Here is a 17030-nt window from a genome sequence, read left to right as displayed (position 1 = left end):
TTGAGGAATGAAAGTGCGCTGGCTCATTTTCGCGACGAGGTGATTCGTCCGCAGCGGCAGATCATGCTCGAGCAGCTGGAACAGACTTATCAAGGCTGGCGTCCAGAGCTGATCAGGGAGTTCATCGCTTCGTTTCGGGCCTGGTGCCAGCAGCTGCTGGAGCTTCAGGCGGCGGGCAAGAAGGGGCGCATCGGCTATTTGACCTATTCGATGCTGCGGACGGCGATGCAAAGCGGAAAGATGACGTATTTAGGGGAAGCGCAGGACGAGAACTGGTTTTTGGATCCCCAGCCCGTCCGATGTGGCTATGAGGCCAAATGGGCTTACCTGCCGCTGGAGAAGTGGAAGGAAGCGGTCATGTCCAGACGGCGGGAATATGCGGGACAGATTAACGAGATGGATGTGGAGCGGGAAATGCGGCATGAAGCCGCCTATGTTCATGGTTATGTCGTCGCGTTGATCCGCCAGGCGATGCCTGAAGCTGTGCAATTGGAAGAATTCCTCCAGCTCGATAAGGAGCAGGTGGTTGAAATCCGCGTAGGCGAATATTTGGACCACAGTGAGGTCGTCTATAAGCTGGACGGGCGGAATTTGGACAGCGCTGAGGTGAAGGAATGGCTCGAGTCGGGAAAAGAGGCCGAATACGCTTACGAGGTATACCGCAAGCTGGATTTGGCTGGCGGGGATTACAGCGCATTGGATTTTCGCTACGCACGGTTCGAGAATTCGTGGTTGAAGGACAGCCAGCTGGTGGAATGCATGCTGGTCGGCACGCGCTTTGAGAGATGCATGCTTGCAGGCGCGAACTTGTCCGGGTCCTACTTGCATGAAGCTAGCTTTGAGCATTGCGGCCTGCAAGGGGCGGATTTCAGATTCGTGGAAGGGATGAGCGGCACGGCAGGCACGGAGGAATGGGACATTCCCGGGTTCATTGGCGTGAATTTTGCCGGAGCGGATTTGTCCGATACCGATTTCACGAGTGCGAATCTGCGCGGTGCCCGGTTTATCGGCGCGAACCTGACTGGAGCAAGCTTTATTGGAGCTAATGTTCAGGGCGCTGATTTTACGGATGCGGTATTAACGGATGCTGATTTTACCGGTGCCAACCTGGACGGAGCGCTCATCGATGAGAGCATTGCCGGTTCCAGTACCCAGGCTGCGCGGCGAGCCTTGCTTGCGTATTTCGCCGAGACCGAGGGAGAGGTGAATCTCGATGGAGCTTGATTTGTTCAAGCTGAGCCTGGACGAGCGTGTGCATGACCCGGCTGTTCCTGTGGGTGTTTTTGCGGAGATCACCAAAGAAATGCTGACAGAGGAAGGCTGTCACGCGCTCCATGAAGTCAGCCTGCAATTTGCGATCCAGGACGCCGGACGGGTGCAATACCCGGATTATTTGGAGCATCCTCTGCCCTTGTTATCGACCCGGCTGAAGCTATTAGTCGAGAAATTCTGTCCGCGGATGAAGTTCTTCGCGGTGCGTTTGCTGGATCTTCGGCGCAAGCATAGCCAGACGTACTGGCTGATGATCCCGCCGCGGGTTGGCTGTTTGTCTGCGGAGAGCGAGTTTCGGCCGGATGGGGCGCTTCGTCGTCTCGTGGTAGAGGGAGAGCAGCTAAATTCATGGATGCTGTTCCAAGTGGCCGGTATTGCGGAGACACAGATTTTGGTTCATCTGGCGCTGGCGGAAAGCCTATTGCGCAGAGATTTTGACGGAATCCGGCTAACGCGAGTTGAGCGGGCGGGGACTGGAAGCAGCGAAGCTGCTTACGGCAGTTGAGAAAGTTGAGTGAACCCGAGCGAGGAGGTTGTTCGAAGATGGAAATTGTCGGTGCATATTCCACCAATGAAACAGCAGGCGAAGAACAGAAAAGCTATGTCGTGGCCGGTGCAATCTTAAGCTGCAGCTGCGGAACGCAATTGAATCGGCTGAAGACACCGCTGTGTCATGGCTTGCATTTGAAGGAGAAGGCGCAAATGAATGTTGCGGATTATGAGCCTATGGTGAATATCATCCCTTTTGGCAACTGCTTCAGCATGCTGAATCCGGCGGTGCAAAACGGGGAGATGGATATCGAAGGTTTGCAGAAAGCGCCTTGCGTTCCCGTCATTGCAGAGAAATGGGCCGGGGGCAAAGAGGATGTTCTGATTGAAGGAGAACCAGCGCTGCTCAGCGACTGCACGACCTTTTGCATCCACGGCGGACTCATTCAGATTGAGGACGACGGCCAGGAGCTCGATGGAACGTCGGTGGGGTGAGTCAGGGAGGAAGAGGAACCGATTTATTTTGGAAAATGAATACCAGCTGTACGAATCATTTAGCGACAGACAGGAGGTAATGATGTGCAAGCAGAGTCGACACAGGCAGCAGCAGGATATGGCCAAGTGCGGCTCGTGTGGCCTTACCGCATACAACAAATTAGCGAGCTGCGACTAGAGCGGAACGTAGGTGAGCACGCCAGGCTGTGGTTAACCGGGATTGTGCCGGAGGAAGACAAGGATCGTTATATTCAAGAGGCTAGAAGTCAGGACCCGATCGCGTTGGAAGAAACGGACGAGCAGGGAAAGACCAAGCGTACTCTGTTCCAGGGGATTCTGGACACGATCGCGGTTCGCGTTGTGCGGGGCATATACTATGTCGAGTTGACGGCTGTTTCCTGCTCAGCCCTGATGGATGTTCAAGCCAGAACCCGTTCTTACCAAAATCGGGAGATGAAATGCAGCGAATTAGTGGAGTCGGTCCTAGCGGCTTACCCTGGATCGGATTTTATTGATAACGCCATGAGCCATCAGCGCATCGGCCAGTTTACGCTGCAGTATAAAGAGACCGACTGGCAATTTCTGAAGAGGGTAGCTTCGCGGTTTGGGGCTGTCGTCATTGTAGAATCTGCGGCCGCGTCTCCGAAGCTGTGGATGGGGCTCCCTCTGGGCCGGCTTCATCCGCTGCCGGAAGATACCCCTTATACGATTCAGCGTGATTTAAGCGCTCTCGAAGAGGCGCGCGGCGACGGAGCTGCGGATTTGCATCCGTATGATTTTACCCGCTATGCGGTAGACCTGGTGAACTGGTACCCCCTAGGCGATATCCTGGCATTCGCGGGACAGGAGCTGCTCATCTTCTCTGCGGTCACGCGATTTACAGGAGGAGAGCTGCGGCATCAATACATACTTAGCCCGGAGAGAGGCATCCGGCAGAACAAAATTCTTAATACGCCGCTGGCGGGAGCCTCGCTGGAAGGGAAAATCATCGATGTCCAGAAGGACCAGGTACGCGTCCATATGGATGTGGACGGGAAGCAGGCGAAGGAGGAAGCAAGCTGGCTGCCCTATTCTTCGATTTATACCGCCGAGGGCAATAGCGGTTTCTACTGCATGCCGCAGCAGGGAGATTCGGTGCAGGTGTATTTTCCAAGCCCGCGGGAGGAAGAAGCGATCGCGATGAGTTCGATCCGCCGAGGGGGCCAGCCTTCACCGAAGATGGAAGACCCCAGAGTCAAGTACTGGGGAACCAACTACGGCAAAGAAATGAAGTTCGGGGGCAGCGAACTAACGCTAACCGCTACGGAAGGAAGCCTGTTTATCTCCTTGGAGGACGAAGCGGGCGTGCTGATTCAGAGCGACTCTGGAATAATCATGGCGAGCAAGAAGGATTTGGAGCTTGCTTCGGAGAAGGAAATAAAGATCGAAGCGGAGACAGCGATCTATCTGGTGTGCGGTGACAGCAGCATCGTCATGGACGGAGATACGGACATTCAGGGGACGGAAATCGTTCTGGAGGGGCTGCAGAAGTGCCCGGTATACGTCGAAGATTTGGAGCCGGAACCGGAGGCGCCTTTTGTATCCGAAGTAGAGCCGCCTGAGAAGAAGAAGAGCTTCTGGGAGAAAGCGCTGGATGTGGTTCAGGTCGGTTTGGATGTCGCGGGGCTGATCCCGGGGCTCGGAGAGATCGCCGACCTTGTGAATGCAGGGATCTACCTGGCTCGCGGCGACTATGCGAACGCGGCATTGTCCGCAGCGGCGGCCATTCCGTTTGCCGGATGGGCGGCGACCGGGGCGAAGTTCGTGAAGCGCGGCGTCGAAGCGTTCAAGACTGGGCAGAAGCTGATGAAGGGCGTAGATCGGGCGGTGGACGCTTTCCAGGCGGTGAAGAAGACCGCCAGCATGATGCCAAGTCCGATGAGGCAGGACCTCGGCAAGGTATGGACGTCAGCCCGGAAGCTGGGCAACAACCTGGGGCTGGGCGAACAGCTCGGAAAGATCAAAAATGCCATGCAGAGGCTGTCGGTCAGCCATCCAAGGCTCGCCCACGCTGTAAGCACATCAGCTAGCGTCAGCCAGCAGGTCGCCATGCAATATACCCGCAGCCTGGCGATAGAAGCCGCTATGGAAGCAGGCGGCCGGATCGAATTCATCGGCGACTTCATCGAGCAGATCGGCGGAGACAAGATGCGCGCGGCGATTACCTGGGTATCCATCGCTACGAACAAGGGGCGGAGCAAGGGCACTGGCCTTAACCGCAATCTTGGCTTTACTGGCGGTGGCGGTAATGGTGGCTCTGGGAAGCGTGGGGGGAAAGATGATACTCCGCCAGCCTTCAAGCAAACGAAATTTGCCAGTTCATATGAATCAAGAATTAATCAAACTCCTGCGCCAGGAAATCCAAAGGTTGGTTTTGAAGGGCAAAGGGGAGAATCTAAATGTATCTTAAAACCGCCTCCTGACCCTGACTTGAAAAAAATATTAGACGAAGCTGGTATTGACGGTATAAATTATAAGAATGCCGTACCCGATTTTTCGCCTGTATCAAAAGCACAGTTGGAAATTGACCACATGGTAGGTGGAACTGGCAGTAATGGAACTAAAGCTAGAGCTGCTAATTTTAAACAAGCAGATATAAAATTAGCTGAGCAACTTAATAATTCGCCCGAGTTGGCTAATCAATTTGGGTTGACCCCCGGAAAGATTAAAGCAGGAGACATAGCAGATGTTCGTGAAGAATTTAAATTAACATGGCACGAATTAAATGATGGAAGAACGATACAACTTGTACCATCAGAAATTAATAGCAAATTCGGACATTTAGGTGGCGTAGGAGAGATAAACGCAGGAGCGTTTGAGCCAGGCGGATTTGCAAATAATTAGAAGGGAGTTTCCTAAAGTGAAAATTAATGATTCGGTTTTCGGTGAACTTGAATATGATTATGTTTGGAGTAGGAATATCACCATTGATTTTTGTGGAACAGAAACCAATATTGCTTTAATGGTAGACGGAGACGAAGATGGTGAATTTAGTGATAAACAGTATGCTTCGTATAATTCTTTAATAGAAAACTGGGGACATCTTCAACAATATATTTTGCAACCTATATTAGACTATTATAAACAAAAACGTTTTGAGCTTGGATATGATATTTCACACAATGAAAATTACCCATTAATTGATAATATCGACGACCTTTTAAAAAATATTAAGCTAGTAGGGATTTTTGTACCTTCTGCGAGACGATTTGAAGGCAGATATATTGGACTAACGTTTGATTGTAGATGGGACGAGGAAAATGGGGTTGGTATTCGTTTAATCGATGAAGAAGTCACTAGAATAGGATACCAAGATGTTGCTCTTTAGAATTTTTATCAAGTCCACTATCTACATTAAATAAAATTATCTGTTGAACTAACTTTTGAGAAGAACTCCGAAAAATTTGAAGTTTCATGCTTTCAGAATTTAATTGGGTAGGGAACCAAGTACCGTGTTAAATTTAGTGTTTTCTCAATAACTAGTACAGTATAAGATTTTGTCATGTCAAGCTTTAATTACGTCACCTAGAACAGGTCAATTATGGTTATCATGGTTGACCTGTTTTTATTTATTTGTCGTATTACTTTGCAGGATACTCCACCTTTTTAGTCAGCGGGAAACGATGAACAAACTAATTCATCTAGAGTACGCTCGATTTGGGAGACATTTGGAATGCAGATTTATATCCAGGGGGAGAATTCCTAGCGTTAGCTATAAGCAAGGGGCCAATTGTGATGTTGAGTCCAAAGGAAACTCGAAGTAAGTGCACAACCAGAGGATGATGTTAGACCACGTTTTATTGAAATGATATTTGGAGGTATTGGTATGGAATTGAGCAACGAAACGTATGAAAAAATTGTTGAAGTTTGCGAGGAAGCTGATAGCTTTATCGATGAAGATAGAATTGAGGACGCTATAAATAAATATTTAGTTGCTCTTGAAATTATTCCGAGTCCCAAAAAAGATTGGGAAGCTAGTACCTGGATTTATACAGCACTTGGCGATGCTTATTTTATTAATGATGAGTATGAAAAAGCTAAGGACTGTTTTTATAATGCTTTAAATTGCCCTGATGGCATTTCTAATCCCCTAATTTTATTGAGGCTTGGGGAAAGTTTATTTGAGTGTGACGATATGCATAAGGCAGCAAATTATTTGCTAAAAGCATACATGTTGGAGGGCTATAAGATTTTTAACGAAGAAGACGAAAAGTATTTCAATCTGATTAAAGATATGATCTAAGGAGGAAATAAACATGGTATTGCTTAACTCACCATTAAAAGAGGAAATAGAGAAACTGATCGAAGTTAGTAATCAGGAATATGATTTAGCTAATTATGAAGACTCTATAAAATTACTTGAGGAGGCTTGGGAAAAACTCCCTATTCCAAAAGTTACTTACGATGACAGCTACCATATTGTTAAATATATTATTGAAACCTATTTATTTATGAATAAGGCCGAAATGGGGGCAAAATGGATTAGTATGTTATTTATTTGTGACCTTGAACGTGAAGATAGTGGAGAAAGAGAATTTATAGCTGGTAAGGTTTCATACGAAACCGATGATTTAGTAATGGCTAAAGAGTTATTCTACGTTGCAAACAATAAATCCGAGGGAAGATGCTTTGAGGATGAGGATACAAAATATTTGAAGTTTTTTAAAAGTTAAGTTTGCACACTAAATTTATGAAATTGGCCACAGTTGAGTAGAACACTTGCTGTGGCTTTATTAGTTACAAAGGGGCGAGATATACTAACAGGTTTTAATTAACAGAGGAAAATGATTACATAGATTTTGATGATAATTAACTATCCTCAAAAGGGAGGGAGAACATTGGCAGAAAAGATAAAGCCATATTTATTTTATACAATTATGTATCCTTCGGTTACCAAGGATAAAGCAATGGTAATGGATCAATTATTAAATGTTTTTGATAAATATGATAAATTTGTGCCTACCCAATGGGGGGACTCAGAAGTAACAAAAATAGATTATAACCGGTCTGAAATTTTAGAAAAAGTTATGAATAACAAGACATCAGAGGTCTATTTGCACAGGAATAATGCTGTAAAATATACTGCTCAATTTGATCTTGATCTAAATGTTAGATCTATGTTTGACCTCGAGGTTCATAAATCGATGTCAAGCAAATTTTGGCCTACATTTTTTGATTTGTCAAATGAGATCGCCGCAATTTCGGAACCAAGCTATGGAATTACACATATATTTTGGCCTCCAACTATTCCATGGGAAACTGACGAACAGCGTCTTCTTAGATGGATGAGTTTAGCAACCTTACCAGTACCCGTCGAATTTCTTCCGAACGGACCATTAGGTGTTGGAATGCGAACATACTTTGGTGGTTATGTGTTAGAAATGTTTGGTCGGGATTTTTTAATGAATACCCCTGCGGTAGTCACTGAATTAGAATGGGGGGGGATCCGGATTGATCTTAGCGAAAAACCTTGGGAATTAGAGTTAAATGAGCTGATATTAATCTGGTCGCGTGTTATGGATTACTTGGAGACATCAAATGTGATGGCCATACCTCAATTTAGAGATGATAAGAGAGGCGTATTATTTAGTCCAAATGAAGTTTGGAAAAATTATTTGAAGAAATAAAAATAGCTAAAATGGAGTTGTTTTAAAATGCATGAACAACCTCAAAAAGTCACTGAAATCCTACAAGTTATTAATCAAGCCCTCTTGGAGGATGAACTACTGGACCACCTAGAAATACATGGTTTAGATCTTTCCTTTTCTGATTTGTCAGGCTTAAGAGCAGATTGCATCATGGCTCATAGTACAAATCTCAGAGCGGCAGCTTTGTTAAATGTTTCATTTCGCGATTGTGAATTTGATAAGGCCAATCTTGAAAGCTGTAATTTAGAAGAAGCGGATATTGCGGACTGTGTCTTTAGTGAGGCGAATCTTCGTAAAGCACAGATGAAGCATGCAGAGATCCGGATTAGTACTTGTATAGAAACTTGCTTTGATGAGGTCGAATTTTCTTATGGTAATCTATCAGGAACGACTCTTATTGAGGCTACATTTCGGAATGCGAATTTAACCGGCATAAGTGCAGTAGAGGCGTTCTTTGATAAAGCTATCTTTAATGGTGCAAATCTCTTAGAAGGAGACTTTTCAGGATCTGACTTTATTGATGCTGACCTATCTGATGTTCAAGCTATGAAAGCGAATTTTACTGATGCAAACTTGTCAGGAGCAAATTTAACTAATGGTAATTTTCAAGAAGCTGACTTCACTAATGCAGACCTGAGTGGTGTTATTTGGAAGGGCGCTAACATAGAAGGAGCTAAATTTGATAATGGTGTTAAGGAAATTATTTTAAGAGAGATATGAATGGCATTCATTCGGGCGGTCATCAAGGGATGGCCGTTTTTATTTTGGATTTCCAACCTAACTTATGAGATATAACAGAATATCCGATGAAGTACATAGGGGAAATTTGGAAGATTTTAATCACTGAAGCCTAATTTCCTTAAATATAGTTTTGAGCCGCCGACACAAAAATCGAGACCTTTGAGAAAGGTTCAATATTGAACTACTCGTAATTTCGGAGTTGATAAAATGAGAAGAGTAGAATGGCTAGAATCTGATGGACCAGCCAGCGAAGAGCAAATACAGAAAGTTGAAAAATACCTTGGAGTAGAATTTCCTAAAGACTATAAGGAATGCGTTACGCAATTCAATGGAGGATATCCAGAACCAGATTTATTTGATATTAATGAGGAAAAAGACGCTATTTTTTCATGTTTATTAAGCCATACAAATGATGAAGCGAGTATATTGGAAGTTTATGATTTATCGTCAAATGTACTGCCAGCTGAAATAATCCCTTTTGCTCGCGACCCTTTTGGAAATCTCATCTGTTTTGATTACAGGGGGAAAAGGATACCAACAATTATTTTTTTCGATCATGAAGAAGTTGGTGATAAAGCAATATATCAAATATGTAGCACATTTTCTGAGTTGCTGGAACGACTTTATTCTATCGACGATTAATAAACATAGCAAAGGAGCGATTTGTTTGAAAATAAGATTTGAATATAGTTTTGAGTCTATTGGAATTAAGGAAATTGAGGCACTTGAGAGAAAATATAATATTGAATTACCAGAAGATTATAAATAATTTTATTCTAAAGTATAATGGTGGAAAACCTGTAATAAGAAGATTTTCAACTCTGGACGATAAGCAAACATCATTATTAATGTTACTTTTCCCCTTGTCGGAATCTAATGAACCTAATTTAGAAGGAAATTATATGGAGTTTAATGAAAGTAAAATAATTCCGTCCAACTTACTCTCTATAGGGGATGATCCTATTGAAAATAAAATTTGTATTTCTGTTTCAGGAGATGATAAGGGATACATATATTATTGGAGTTTAGATATGGAAGATATCGATGAAGAGGATTATTTGCCCTCATACAAAAATATGAGTTTAATTGCAAAAAGTTTTACTGAGTTTATGAATGGATTATGTGTAACAGAAGAATCGTAAATTGAGTTAAATTCCATAAGTCAGAATTGAAATTCATCAGAGAAAGTTTCAAAGCTTATTCTTAACTTGAACATCTAGTGAGAATAGGCTTTTTTTCATAATATAACGGCGCGCATCTTGTCTCCGCCTGATCCTAAAGATTCGTGGGATATGGGACATAAACCGGGCTTCGAATTTAGAAAACATAGAAAAAGTGCCCAAGAACGTGGAATTTCAAGAAAACAATTTTTAGATGAGCACAATAATCCTGATCATTTTCGGCCAGAAAAGCCAAGTTCCAATCGGAGCCACAAGGATGAAGATCACTCAGATGATTATAAAGGACCGTAAGATGCATGAAGGGAAGGTAGTATATGAAGACAAGTGCTGAGCTTTATATTGGTAAGCTTGAAGAACTATTTGGTGAAGAAGACGTAATAAAAAAAATAGATCCATCGGATGGAAGTTCCCCAGTGCATGTATTTTTTTACTATGATTTGCCTGAAGAAGGTATGTTAACAGTAGTAACATATGGCCTATCAGAAGGTGAATTTGATGAATGGAAAAGTGCTAAACCAGAACTAATTTTGAGTCTTGAAACGCAAGACGAGAGTTGGGGATTAGCCGTTGCCTATTTTGCTGCTGAATTTAGAGGCATAAAGGGATTTTCTTATGGCGACATATTTACCTTGGATACTCCAATAGCAAAGGAATCAGAGATGACAGGATTTTTTACCTTTGCAACTTCAATTCTTGAAAAAGACGATGCATCAATTAAATTGCCTGATAAAACAATCCAATTGGTTGGAATGTATCCTATTTACAAGGAAGAAGTGGATTTGTTAAAAAAAATAGGAATTAAAGAATTTTGGCATAAAGAAGAATATAATATTTATAGTACTAATAGACCTAACTTAGCTCGACTATAGATTACATGAATGTTAACAACGAGGCGCTACTCAACAAATCAAACACTAAACAATTTGATAAATACGCTTATTAACTTTCAAAGGCTTATTCCAACTTGAAGTTCTAAGGAGGAGTGAGTCTTTTTTTCTATGCCAAAAAAAGGGAGGGAAAATGATATAACAGTATAGGCAGTAATAAAAAATGCTAAAGCCCACAGATTCTATGTAAAAATGTAGAACAGATCAGAGCATTACCGATAAGCCTGAGAATAAGAGAGTAAGTGGACAGTGATAACGCCGTTGTCGATGCTACATTAAAATTATCTATCAAATGAACTGTTTTTATAATGCTTTAAACTGCCCGATGGCATTTCTAATCTACTAATTTTATTGAGGCTTGGGAATTTATGAACGGTTTTGAAATGTCACGACAAATTGCAGAAGACAGAGAGAGAATGGATGACTTTTTAACAGAAGAATAATAAAAAATTAAATCAAACGTGGATTCATTACGTAAGTAACTAGCATCCCCTTAAATAAAGCAGGTCGATATGGTATATACCACCATGATTGATCTGTTATTTTTTGCCGAGATTTAAGTTTTTGTCAAAACATTAAGAAAGCAGTTAATAGTTGTCACTTCTAGAAGGGTAATAATATCTGTTATCAGTTTGACTGCATATTATATGGTTCATTATAGATTATCAATTCTATTTTATACGAATATCGTATATTTCGGGCTGCATGCTGGTTCGTTGTTGTAAAATATGTAATTAATGTTTAACAACCAATTTGTCAGTGAAAGGATGTAACGTCAATGGATAACATTATAGAAAAAATCTATAATGGATCATTGCAGCCAGACGCGTACATAAATCCACAAGATCCTGAATATCGCAAGCTTACGAAGCAAACCTCAAATCTCATGGAAGAATGCCGGAAGAGGTTCTCGGAGAATGATTTTAGATTCATTGAAGGTATCATCGATTTATATGGGAAGACTTACTCTATGCATTCCACCGCGTCATTTGTCCATGGCTTTAAAATCGGTGCACTGATGATGATCGAGGTGTTTAATGTAAAGGAGCAAGCATAGAAAGTGGTTGTTATCCCAAGGCTGCATATAAAAAACAAGCGGCTGCTAACCTCAGCAACCGCTTGCTCCAAATCTATTGAATTCTCTTCCGCAGCAGGACCAGCAGCCAGATGATGCCTGCGGCCAGAATCGTGTGGCCGAGTCCGGCGATGTGCGGCAGGAAGCTGATGTCGGTGCCGTTGATTTGCAGCATGCCGCGAACAGCCATGGCGGCGATGGTAATCATAAGCCCGAGGTTATACACGACATACCAGGCCCCGAAGGATTTCGCTTCATGCACCTGGAACACCTTGGCCAGGATCAGGGCGATGGTGAAGAAAAGGAAGCCCAGCACCAAAATATGCGTATGAAGGGCCACGAGGACGGTCTGCCCGGTGAAGTCGCTGTGCTTGGTGATTTCGCGATAGGCTATGCCGGCAAACAGGCCGAGAATCGCGTAGAAGAAGGACGTATAATACAATTTTTTCATGATGGAGTCTCTCCTTTAAAAGTAGTTCGTTCTAACTTCACGGAAAGTATAGCACGGTTAAATGAACGCAATATGAACACATTATGAAGGATTTTTAACAAAGTGATACGTTTCACATTAAGGCGATCAACAAAAAAATCAGCCGCCGGCGCGAGGCCAACAGCTGATTTATAAATATCCAATAATTAGAATAATTATTCACGGTAGTTACAAGAATAGTAGGTTATGAATGGCTGGTTTCTTCACTTCCGCTAACAACGATCTCCAGCTCTCCAGTCATGGAATCGATCAGCAGGCCGTGAACCGGGATGTTTGGCGGCAGCAGCGGGTGATTTTTCACGATTCCGACGGTATGGGTGACGCCTTCTTTTTCGTTGCTGAAGCCGCGCAGCCATTTTCTTAGCTTAATTCCGGAGTTCTCCAGGGTGTTCAGCACGTCGTCGGAAATTCCGCGTTCCTTGATTTCGCCGATCATATGCTCCGAGTTCAATGAAGCCATGCCGCAGCCGGTGTGACCGACGATGAACACTTCCTCCGCTTGAAGCTCATAAATGGCGACCAGCAGACTCCGCATAACAGATCCGAATGGCTGGGAAATGACAGCGCCGGCATTTTTAATAATTTTCGCATCGCCGTTCCGCAGGTTCATGGCTTTAGGGAGCAGCTCGACTAGTCGTGTATCCATGCAGGTGACGATGGCGATTTTCTTGTCCGGGAACTTGTCGGTGATATACGCTTCGTATTCCTTGTCCTGGACGAATTTCTTGTTATGCTCCATGATCGTTTCGATTTGGCTCATAGTTGTTACCTCCTTATAGCTGTTAATTTACTTCTGACTTACTTCCAGACGACGATCGACAAGATGCAAACCCGCTTTGTACAGCTGGGATGCGCCCTCTAAACGGAAGGTTTTGCTGGCTTCATCTCCCTGAAGGAGCAATTTCTCCTCAAAAAAAACGGCTTGCTGTTGGTCGATCCAAACGGGGTACGAATCGCAGTCCACCTTGATATCTTGCGGACCCGGCTCGCGACTAAAGAGATCATTCGCATCGGAATCATCGCAAAAAAACATGGTTTCAAAATTTGATTATACGGTTTGTAAAAAGTATCATCAAGAGGAGAAGTTAAATTTCTGGATAGAGGTGGGAAACATATGAATCAGACAACCGCTTCAACTTGGGAACAATTTCAAGCACTACTACACAAAATTAAAAGCTATCATGAAGCTGTAGCACTGATGCATTGGGATCTTCGCACCGGTGCGCCGAAGAAAGGGGCACAGGGCCGTTCCGAGGCGATCGGCGTGCTGATGACGGAAGCTTTCAAGCTTCAGACATCGGATGAAATGGGAAAAATGCTCGCAGAATTAAATTCCCCGGCTGTATTCGGCCAGCTAGATGAAATTAAACAGCGGATCATTACGGTCACCCAGGAGGAATACGAGCGCAGCGTGAAGATTCCGCCTCATAAATATCAGGAATACACCGAGCTTACCGCTCTTGCGGAGACGCTATGGGAGGATTTCAAGGAAAAAGGCGATTACGCCGGGTTCGAGCCTTATTTGGGGCAGATCGTAGAGAAGACGAGTGAATTTATCGATTATTGGGGACCAAAGGCGACTCGCTATGACACACTTCTCCATCTGTATGAGCCGGATTTGACGGTAGAGAAGCTGGATCAAGTGTTCGGCCAGCTAAGGGACCGTCTAGTGCCATTGGTGAAAGCGATCAACGAGGCATCCAGCCAGCCGCAAGCTTCCTTTATGAATCAATTATTTGATAAAGGCCAGCAGGAGAAATTCGGCATGTTCATGCTGGAGCAAATTGGTTATGATTTCGAAGCCGGTCGCGTGGACGAGAGTGTTCATCCTTTCGAGATTACTTTAAATCAGGGAGACGTCCGGATTACGACGAGTTATATGCAGGATGACGTGACCTTTGCCTTGTTCAGCTCCCTGCATGAGGGCGGGCATGCTCTATACGAGCAGAATGTGGATTCTGGTCTTGCGGGAACCCCGCTTGGAGAAGGGGCGTCCATGGGCATCCATGAATCCCAGTCCCGTCTATGGGAGAACTTCATCGGCCGGAGCCGGGAGTTCTGGGCGCGATACTACGGAGACCTGCAGCAGCATTTTCCGGAGCAGCTCAAGGACGTTACGGTAGATGAATTTTATAAGGCGATCAACCGGGTCGAGAACTCGTTAATCCGCATCCAGGCGGATGAGCTGACCTACAACCTGCATATCATTATCCGTTACGAAATCGAGAAGCAGCTGTTCAATGAAGGTTTGTCGGTCAATGATCTGCCGAAGGTGTGGAACGAGAAGTACCAGGCTTATCTTGGACTTACGCCGCCAAACGACAGCCTGGGCGTGCTGCAGGATGTGCATTGGTCCGGCGGCAGCTTCGGTTATTTCCCATCCTATGCGCTTGGCAACATGTACGCGGCACAAATCGTCCATACAATGCGCAAACAGCTGCCAAACTTCGACGAGCTGATCGCCGAAGGGAACTTCGCCCCGATCAAGGAATGGCTGACCGAGCAAATCTACAAATATGGAAAAAGCCAAAAACCGGCGGAAATCATTAAACGCGTGACCGGCGAGGATTTGAATCCGGATTATTTGGCCGAATATTTGGAGCAGAAGTACAAAGCGATCTACGGGCTGCAATGACCACTAGATCAATTACTAGACCAACCCTAGATCCATGGAAACAATAGAATACAGAATTGAAGCCGCATAGGCTTCAACCTCCAAACCAGGGGCCGTCGCTAAGGATAAACGACATATCGTTAGCGGCGGCCTCTTTGTGCATGTCATAACCAAATCAAGGGCATGCGCATATTCTTTACTAAAGCTTCAATAAGAAAGAGGTGACGGATATGAGGGTTATACGTTATGCCGCAGGCTGGATTGCGCCGCTATTCATCTTCCTCGCGCTGCTTGGCGGCTGCGGAGGGGACGGACAGACGCATAAAGTAAGGATCGGAGAAGTGACGCGTTCTGTATTTTATGCGCCGCAGTATGTCGCTTTGGAGAAGGGGTTTTTCAAAGAGGAAGGATTGAATGTGGAGCTGCAGACGACAGCCGGGGGCGATAAGACGATGACGGCTCTGTTGTCTGGTGCGATTGATGTGGCGCTGGTCGGAGCCGAAACCTCGATATATGTCTATCAGCAGGGGGCGGAAGATCCGGTGATCAACTTCGCACAGCTGACGCAGACAGATGGCACATTTCTAGTATCCAGGGAGCCGATGGACGATTTTGACTGGTCACAGCTCCAGGGGGCGGTATTTCTCGGGCAGCGCAAGGGCGGAATGCCGCAGATGGCCGGAGAATTCACGCTGCGCAAGCATGGCATTGATCCTCAAAGTGATTTGGAGCTGATCCAGAATGTCGATTTTGCCAATATCGCTGCCGCCTACGCCTCTGGAACAGGGCAGTTTGTCCAGCTCTTCGAGCCGCAGGCTTCGATTTTCGAGCGTGAGGGCAAGGGCCATGTCATTGCTTCCTTTGGTACGGAGAGCGGGCGGCTGCCTTATACCGTATTCATGACAAAGCAGAGCTACATGAAGAAAAATGACGAGATTGTCCAGAAGTTCACGAACGCGGTCCATCAGGCGCAAAAATGGGTGCAGGAGCATACGCCAGCGGAAACGGCTGAAGTAATATCGCCTTTTTTCAAGGATACCGATTTGGATATTCTCGAGAGCGCTGTGAAGCGTTATCTGGGGCAGGGCTCCTATGCGGAATCACCGGCCATCGCCGAGGAGGCTTGGAATAATCTGCTGGATGTTATGGAAGGGGCAGGGGAATTACAGGAACGGGTATCCGTGGATGAATTGGCCAACAACAAATATGCGGAAGCTGCCGTTCAAGCATCCCCTTCGCCATGAGGAGAGGATGGTGATTACCGCATGGTGCCTGTCATTCAACTGAAGGATGTTGATCTTGCCTACGTAACGGATCATGCAGCGACGCTGGCACTCCAGGATATGAATCTGTCCGTGGAGGACGGGGAATTGGTCAGCTTGGTCGGTCCGAGCGGCTGTGGCAAAACTACGCTGCTGTCCCTTATGGCCGGGCTGATCTCCCCCTCCAGAGGGCTGGTGCTGCTCCATGGCAAGCCTGTAACCGGGCCTACGCCCGAGGTAGGCTATATGCTGCAGCAGGACTATCTGTTTCCATGGCGGAGTATTGTCGATAATGTCCTGCTCGGTCTTGAATTAACGAATCGCCTCACCAAGCAAAGCGCGGAACTGGCCGAGGAGCTGCTGGAGGGGATGGGACTGTCCGGGACAGCCCAGCTCTATCCGCATCAGCTGTCCGGAGGAATGAGGCAGCGCGTTGCGCTGGCCAGAACGCTGGCGACGAATCCAGACTTGCTGCTGCTGGATGAACCCTTCTCCGCACTCGATTACCAGACGAAGCTTCAGCTGGAGGATCTCGTAGTTGATACACTCAAGCAGCGAAGAAAAACCGGCATCCTCGTAACGCATGATTTATCCGAAGCGATTGCGGTGAGCGACCGGGTCATTGTGCTGGGCTCCAAGCCGGGCAGAATCCGCAGCGTGTTTGAAGTACCGAAGAATATACGCGAGGCCCTGCCGTTTTATGCGCGGGAGGAGCCGGGATTCAATGCACTGTTCCATGAAATTTGGGGAGAACTTGAAGCGTCCGAAAGAAAGGAGTGAGTCTGATGAGTAGGGAGGAGCACTTAGACTATCTTACCGACAAGGATCGCCATAACC

The 17030-nt window shown here is 45.6% G+C and carries 19 protein-coding genes and 1 pseudogene; 17 read left to right on the top strand and 3 right to left on the bottom strand.

Translation table 11 applies throughout. The annotated features are described in order from the left end of the window. The 14 genes and pseudogenes from QNH46_RS13625 to QNH46_RS13560 all read left to right on the top strand — a co-directional run bounded on the left by QNH46_RS13625 (nt 1) and on the right by QNH46_RS13560 (nt 11809). Nucleotides 1-1224: a pentapeptide repeat-containing protein gene (locus tag QNH46_RS13625; protein ID WP_283924801.1), complete on the top strand. Its 1224-nt coding sequence runs from the start codon at nt 1-3 to the stop codon at nt 1222-1224. Next, complete coding sequence (locus QNH46_RS13620) at nt 1214-1777, top strand: serine protease (protein ID WP_283924800.1); 564 nt, start codon at nt 1214-1216, stop codon at nt 1775-1777. The genes QNH46_RS13625 and QNH46_RS13620 overlap by 11 nt, the downstream gene beginning before the upstream one ends. A gap of 38 nt (nt 1778-1815) precedes the next feature. Further along, complete coding sequence (locus QNH46_RS13615; RefSeq protein WP_283924799.1) at nt 1816-2256, top strand: DUF4280 domain-containing protein; 441 nt, start codon at nt 1816-1818, stop codon at nt 2254-2256. 84 nt (nt 2257-2340) lie between these two features. Further along, on the top strand, nt 2341-5139 hold the full coding sequence (locus QNH46_RS13610; protein ID WP_283924798.1) for an HNH endonuclease: 2799 nt from the start codon (nt 2341-2343) through the stop codon (nt 5137-5139). Nucleotides 5140-5155: 16 nt separating this feature from the next. Then, nucleotides 5156-5623, top strand: coding sequence for a DUF6985 domain-containing protein (locus QNH46_RS13605; protein ID WP_283924797.1), 468 nt, complete (start codon nt 5156-5158; stop codon nt 5621-5623). Nucleotides 5624-6121: 498 nt separating this feature from the next. Continuing rightward, nucleotides 6122-6538 carry a hypothetical protein gene (locus QNH46_RS13600; RefSeq protein WP_283924796.1) on the top strand — a complete coding sequence of 139 codons (417 nt, stop codon included), beginning with the start codon at nt 6122-6124 and terminating at the stop codon, nt 6536-6538. A 13-nt stretch (nt 6539-6551) separates the two neighbouring features. Further along, nucleotides 6552-6968, top strand: a complete 417-nt coding sequence (locus QNH46_RS13595) for a hypothetical protein (protein WP_283924795.1) — start codon at nt 6552-6554, stop codon at nt 6966-6968. Nucleotides 6969-7133: 165 nt separating this feature from the next. Beyond that, on the top strand, nt 7134-7922 hold the full coding sequence (locus QNH46_RS13590; RefSeq protein ID WP_283924794.1) for a hypothetical protein: 789 nt from the start codon (nt 7134-7136) through the stop codon (nt 7920-7922). Between the two features lie 27 nt (nt 7923-7949). Continuing rightward, nucleotides 7950-8663 (top strand): pentapeptide repeat-containing protein, encoded by a 714-nt coding sequence (locus tag QNH46_RS13585; protein WP_283924793.1) that lies wholly within the window; start codon nt 7950-7952, stop codon nt 8661-8663. Between the two features lie 228 nt (nt 8664-8891). Continuing rightward, the gene (locus tag QNH46_RS13580) at nt 8892-9326 is read left to right on the top strand and encodes an SMI1/KNR4 family protein (RefSeq protein ID WP_283924792.1); all 435 of its coding nucleotides are present in this window, start codon (nt 8892-8894) and stop codon (nt 9324-9326) included. Nucleotides 9327-9376: 50 nt separating this feature from the next. Further along, a complete protein-coding gene (locus tag QNH46_RS13575) occupies nt 9377-9826 on the top strand; it encodes an SMI1/KNR4 family protein (protein ID WP_283924791.1) in 450 nt (149 codons plus the stop codon). A 144-nt stretch (nt 9827-9970) separates the two neighbouring features. Next, nucleotides 9971-10156, top strand: a pseudogene (locus QNH46_RS13570) (GH-E family nuclease); the annotation flags it as partial. Between the two features lie 23 nt (nt 10157-10179). Further along, the gene (locus QNH46_RS13565; protein ID WP_283924790.1) at nt 10180-10734 is read left to right on the top strand and encodes a suppressor of fused domain protein; all 555 of its coding nucleotides are present in this window, start codon (nt 10180-10182) and stop codon (nt 10732-10734) included. A gap of 796 nt (nt 10735-11530) precedes the next feature. Then, complete coding sequence (locus QNH46_RS13560) at nt 11531-11809, top strand: DUF6809 family protein (protein ID WP_283924789.1); 279 nt, start codon at nt 11531-11533, stop codon at nt 11807-11809. A gap of 73 nt (nt 11810-11882) precedes the next feature. Here the strand turns inward: QNH46_RS13560 and QNH46_RS13555 are convergent, their stop codons facing one another. The 3 genes from QNH46_RS13555 to QNH46_RS13545 form a co-directional block, all read right to left on the bottom strand. Next, complete coding sequence (locus tag QNH46_RS13555) at nt 11883-12278, bottom strand: DUF2871 domain-containing protein (protein ID WP_283924788.1); 396 nt, start codon at nt 12276-12278, stop codon at nt 11883-11885. A 223-nt stretch (nt 12279-12501) separates the two neighbouring features. Beyond that, a complete protein-coding gene (locus tag QNH46_RS13550; protein WP_283924787.1) occupies nt 12502-13077 on the bottom strand; it encodes a beta-class carbonic anhydrase in 576 nt (191 codons plus the stop codon). Between the two features lie 27 nt (nt 13078-13104). Further along, nucleotides 13105-13350, bottom strand: coding sequence for an iron-sulfur cluster biosynthesis family protein (locus tag QNH46_RS13545; protein WP_283924786.1), 246 nt, complete (start codon nt 13348-13350; stop codon nt 13105-13107). 81 nt (nt 13351-13431) lie between these two features. Between QNH46_RS13545 and QNH46_RS13540 the strand changes: the two genes are divergently transcribed. The 3 genes from QNH46_RS13540 to QNH46_RS13530 all read left to right on the top strand — a co-directional run bounded on the left by QNH46_RS13540 (nt 13432) and on the right by QNH46_RS13530 (nt 16973). Next, entirely contained in the window at nt 13432-14952 is a 1521-nt protein-coding gene (locus QNH46_RS13540; protein WP_283924785.1) for a carboxypeptidase M32, read from the top strand. A gap of 209 nt (nt 14953-15161) precedes the next feature. Then, nucleotides 15162-16175, top strand: a complete 1014-nt coding sequence (locus QNH46_RS13535) for an ABC transporter substrate-binding protein (RefSeq protein ID WP_283924784.1) — start codon at nt 15162-15164, stop codon at nt 16173-16175. Between the two features lie 21 nt (nt 16176-16196). Next, on the top strand, nt 16197-16973 hold the full coding sequence (locus QNH46_RS13530; protein ID WP_283924783.1) for an ABC transporter ATP-binding protein: 777 nt from the start codon (nt 16197-16199) through the stop codon (nt 16971-16973). Nucleotides 16974-17030 lie beyond the last annotated feature (57 nt).

It is taken from the genome of Paenibacillus woosongensis (assembly GCF_030122845.1).
Classification (GTDB): Bacteria; Bacillota; Bacilli; order Paenibacillales; family Paenibacillaceae; genus Fontibacillus; species Fontibacillus woosongensis_A.
The sequence above is the reverse complement of the archived record's forward strand: the minus strand, read 5'-3'. Positions and strand labels throughout refer to the sequence as shown.

What these genes read in the sequence shown, in the direction of transcription:
- QNH46_RS13620 (WP_283924800.1), top strand. Translation starts at nt 1,214, where the DNA reads ATGGAGCTTGATTTGTTCAAGCTGAGCCTGGACGAGCGTGTGCATGAC.
- QNH46_RS13615 (WP_283924799.1), top strand. Translation starts at nt 1,816, where the DNA reads ATGGAAATTGTCGGTGCATATTCCACCAATGAAACAGCAGGCGAAGAA.
- QNH46_RS13600 (WP_283924796.1), top strand. Translation starts at nt 6,122, where the DNA reads ATGGAATTGAGCAACGAAACGTATGAAAAAATTGTTGAAGTTTGCGAG.
- QNH46_RS13595 (WP_283924795.1), top strand. Translation starts at nt 6,552, where the DNA reads ATGGTATTGCTTAACTCACCATTAAAAGAGGAAATAGAGAAACTGATC.
- QNH46_RS13585 (WP_283924793.1), top strand. Translation starts at nt 7,950, where the DNA reads ATGCATGAACAACCTCAAAAAGTCACTGAAATCCTACAAGTTATTAAT.
- QNH46_RS13580 (WP_283924792.1), top strand. Translation starts at nt 8,892, where the DNA reads ATGAGAAGAGTAGAATGGCTAGAATCTGATGGACCAGCCAGCGAAGAG.
- QNH46_RS13565 (WP_283924790.1), top strand. Translation starts at nt 10,180, where the DNA reads ATGAAGACAAGTGCTGAGCTTTATATTGGTAAGCTTGAAGAACTATTT.
- QNH46_RS13560 (WP_283924789.1), top strand. Translation starts at nt 11,531, where the DNA reads ATGGATAACATTATAGAAAAAATCTATAATGGATCATTGCAGCCAGAC.
- QNH46_RS13555 (WP_283924788.1), bottom strand. Translation starts at nt 12,278, where the DNA reads ATGAAAAAATTGTATTATACGTCCTTCTTCTACGCGATTCTCGGCCTG.
- QNH46_RS13550 (WP_283924787.1), bottom strand. Translation starts at nt 13,077, where the DNA reads ATGAGCCAAATCGAAACGATCATGGAGCATAACAAGAAATTCGTCCAG.
- QNH46_RS13545 (WP_283924786.1), bottom strand. Translation starts at nt 13,350, where the DNA reads ATGTTTTTTTGCGATGATTCCGATGCGAATGATCTCTTTAGTCGCGAG.
- QNH46_RS13540 (WP_283924785.1), top strand. Translation starts at nt 13,432, where the DNA reads ATGAATCAGACAACCGCTTCAACTTGGGAACAATTTCAAGCACTACTA.
- QNH46_RS13535 (WP_283924784.1), top strand. Translation starts at nt 15,162, where the DNA reads ATGAGGGTTATACGTTATGCCGCAGGCTGGATTGCGCCGCTATTCATC.
- QNH46_RS13530 (WP_283924783.1), top strand. Translation starts at nt 16,197, where the DNA reads ATGGTGCCTGTCATTCAACTGAAGGATGTTGATCTTGCCTACGTAACG.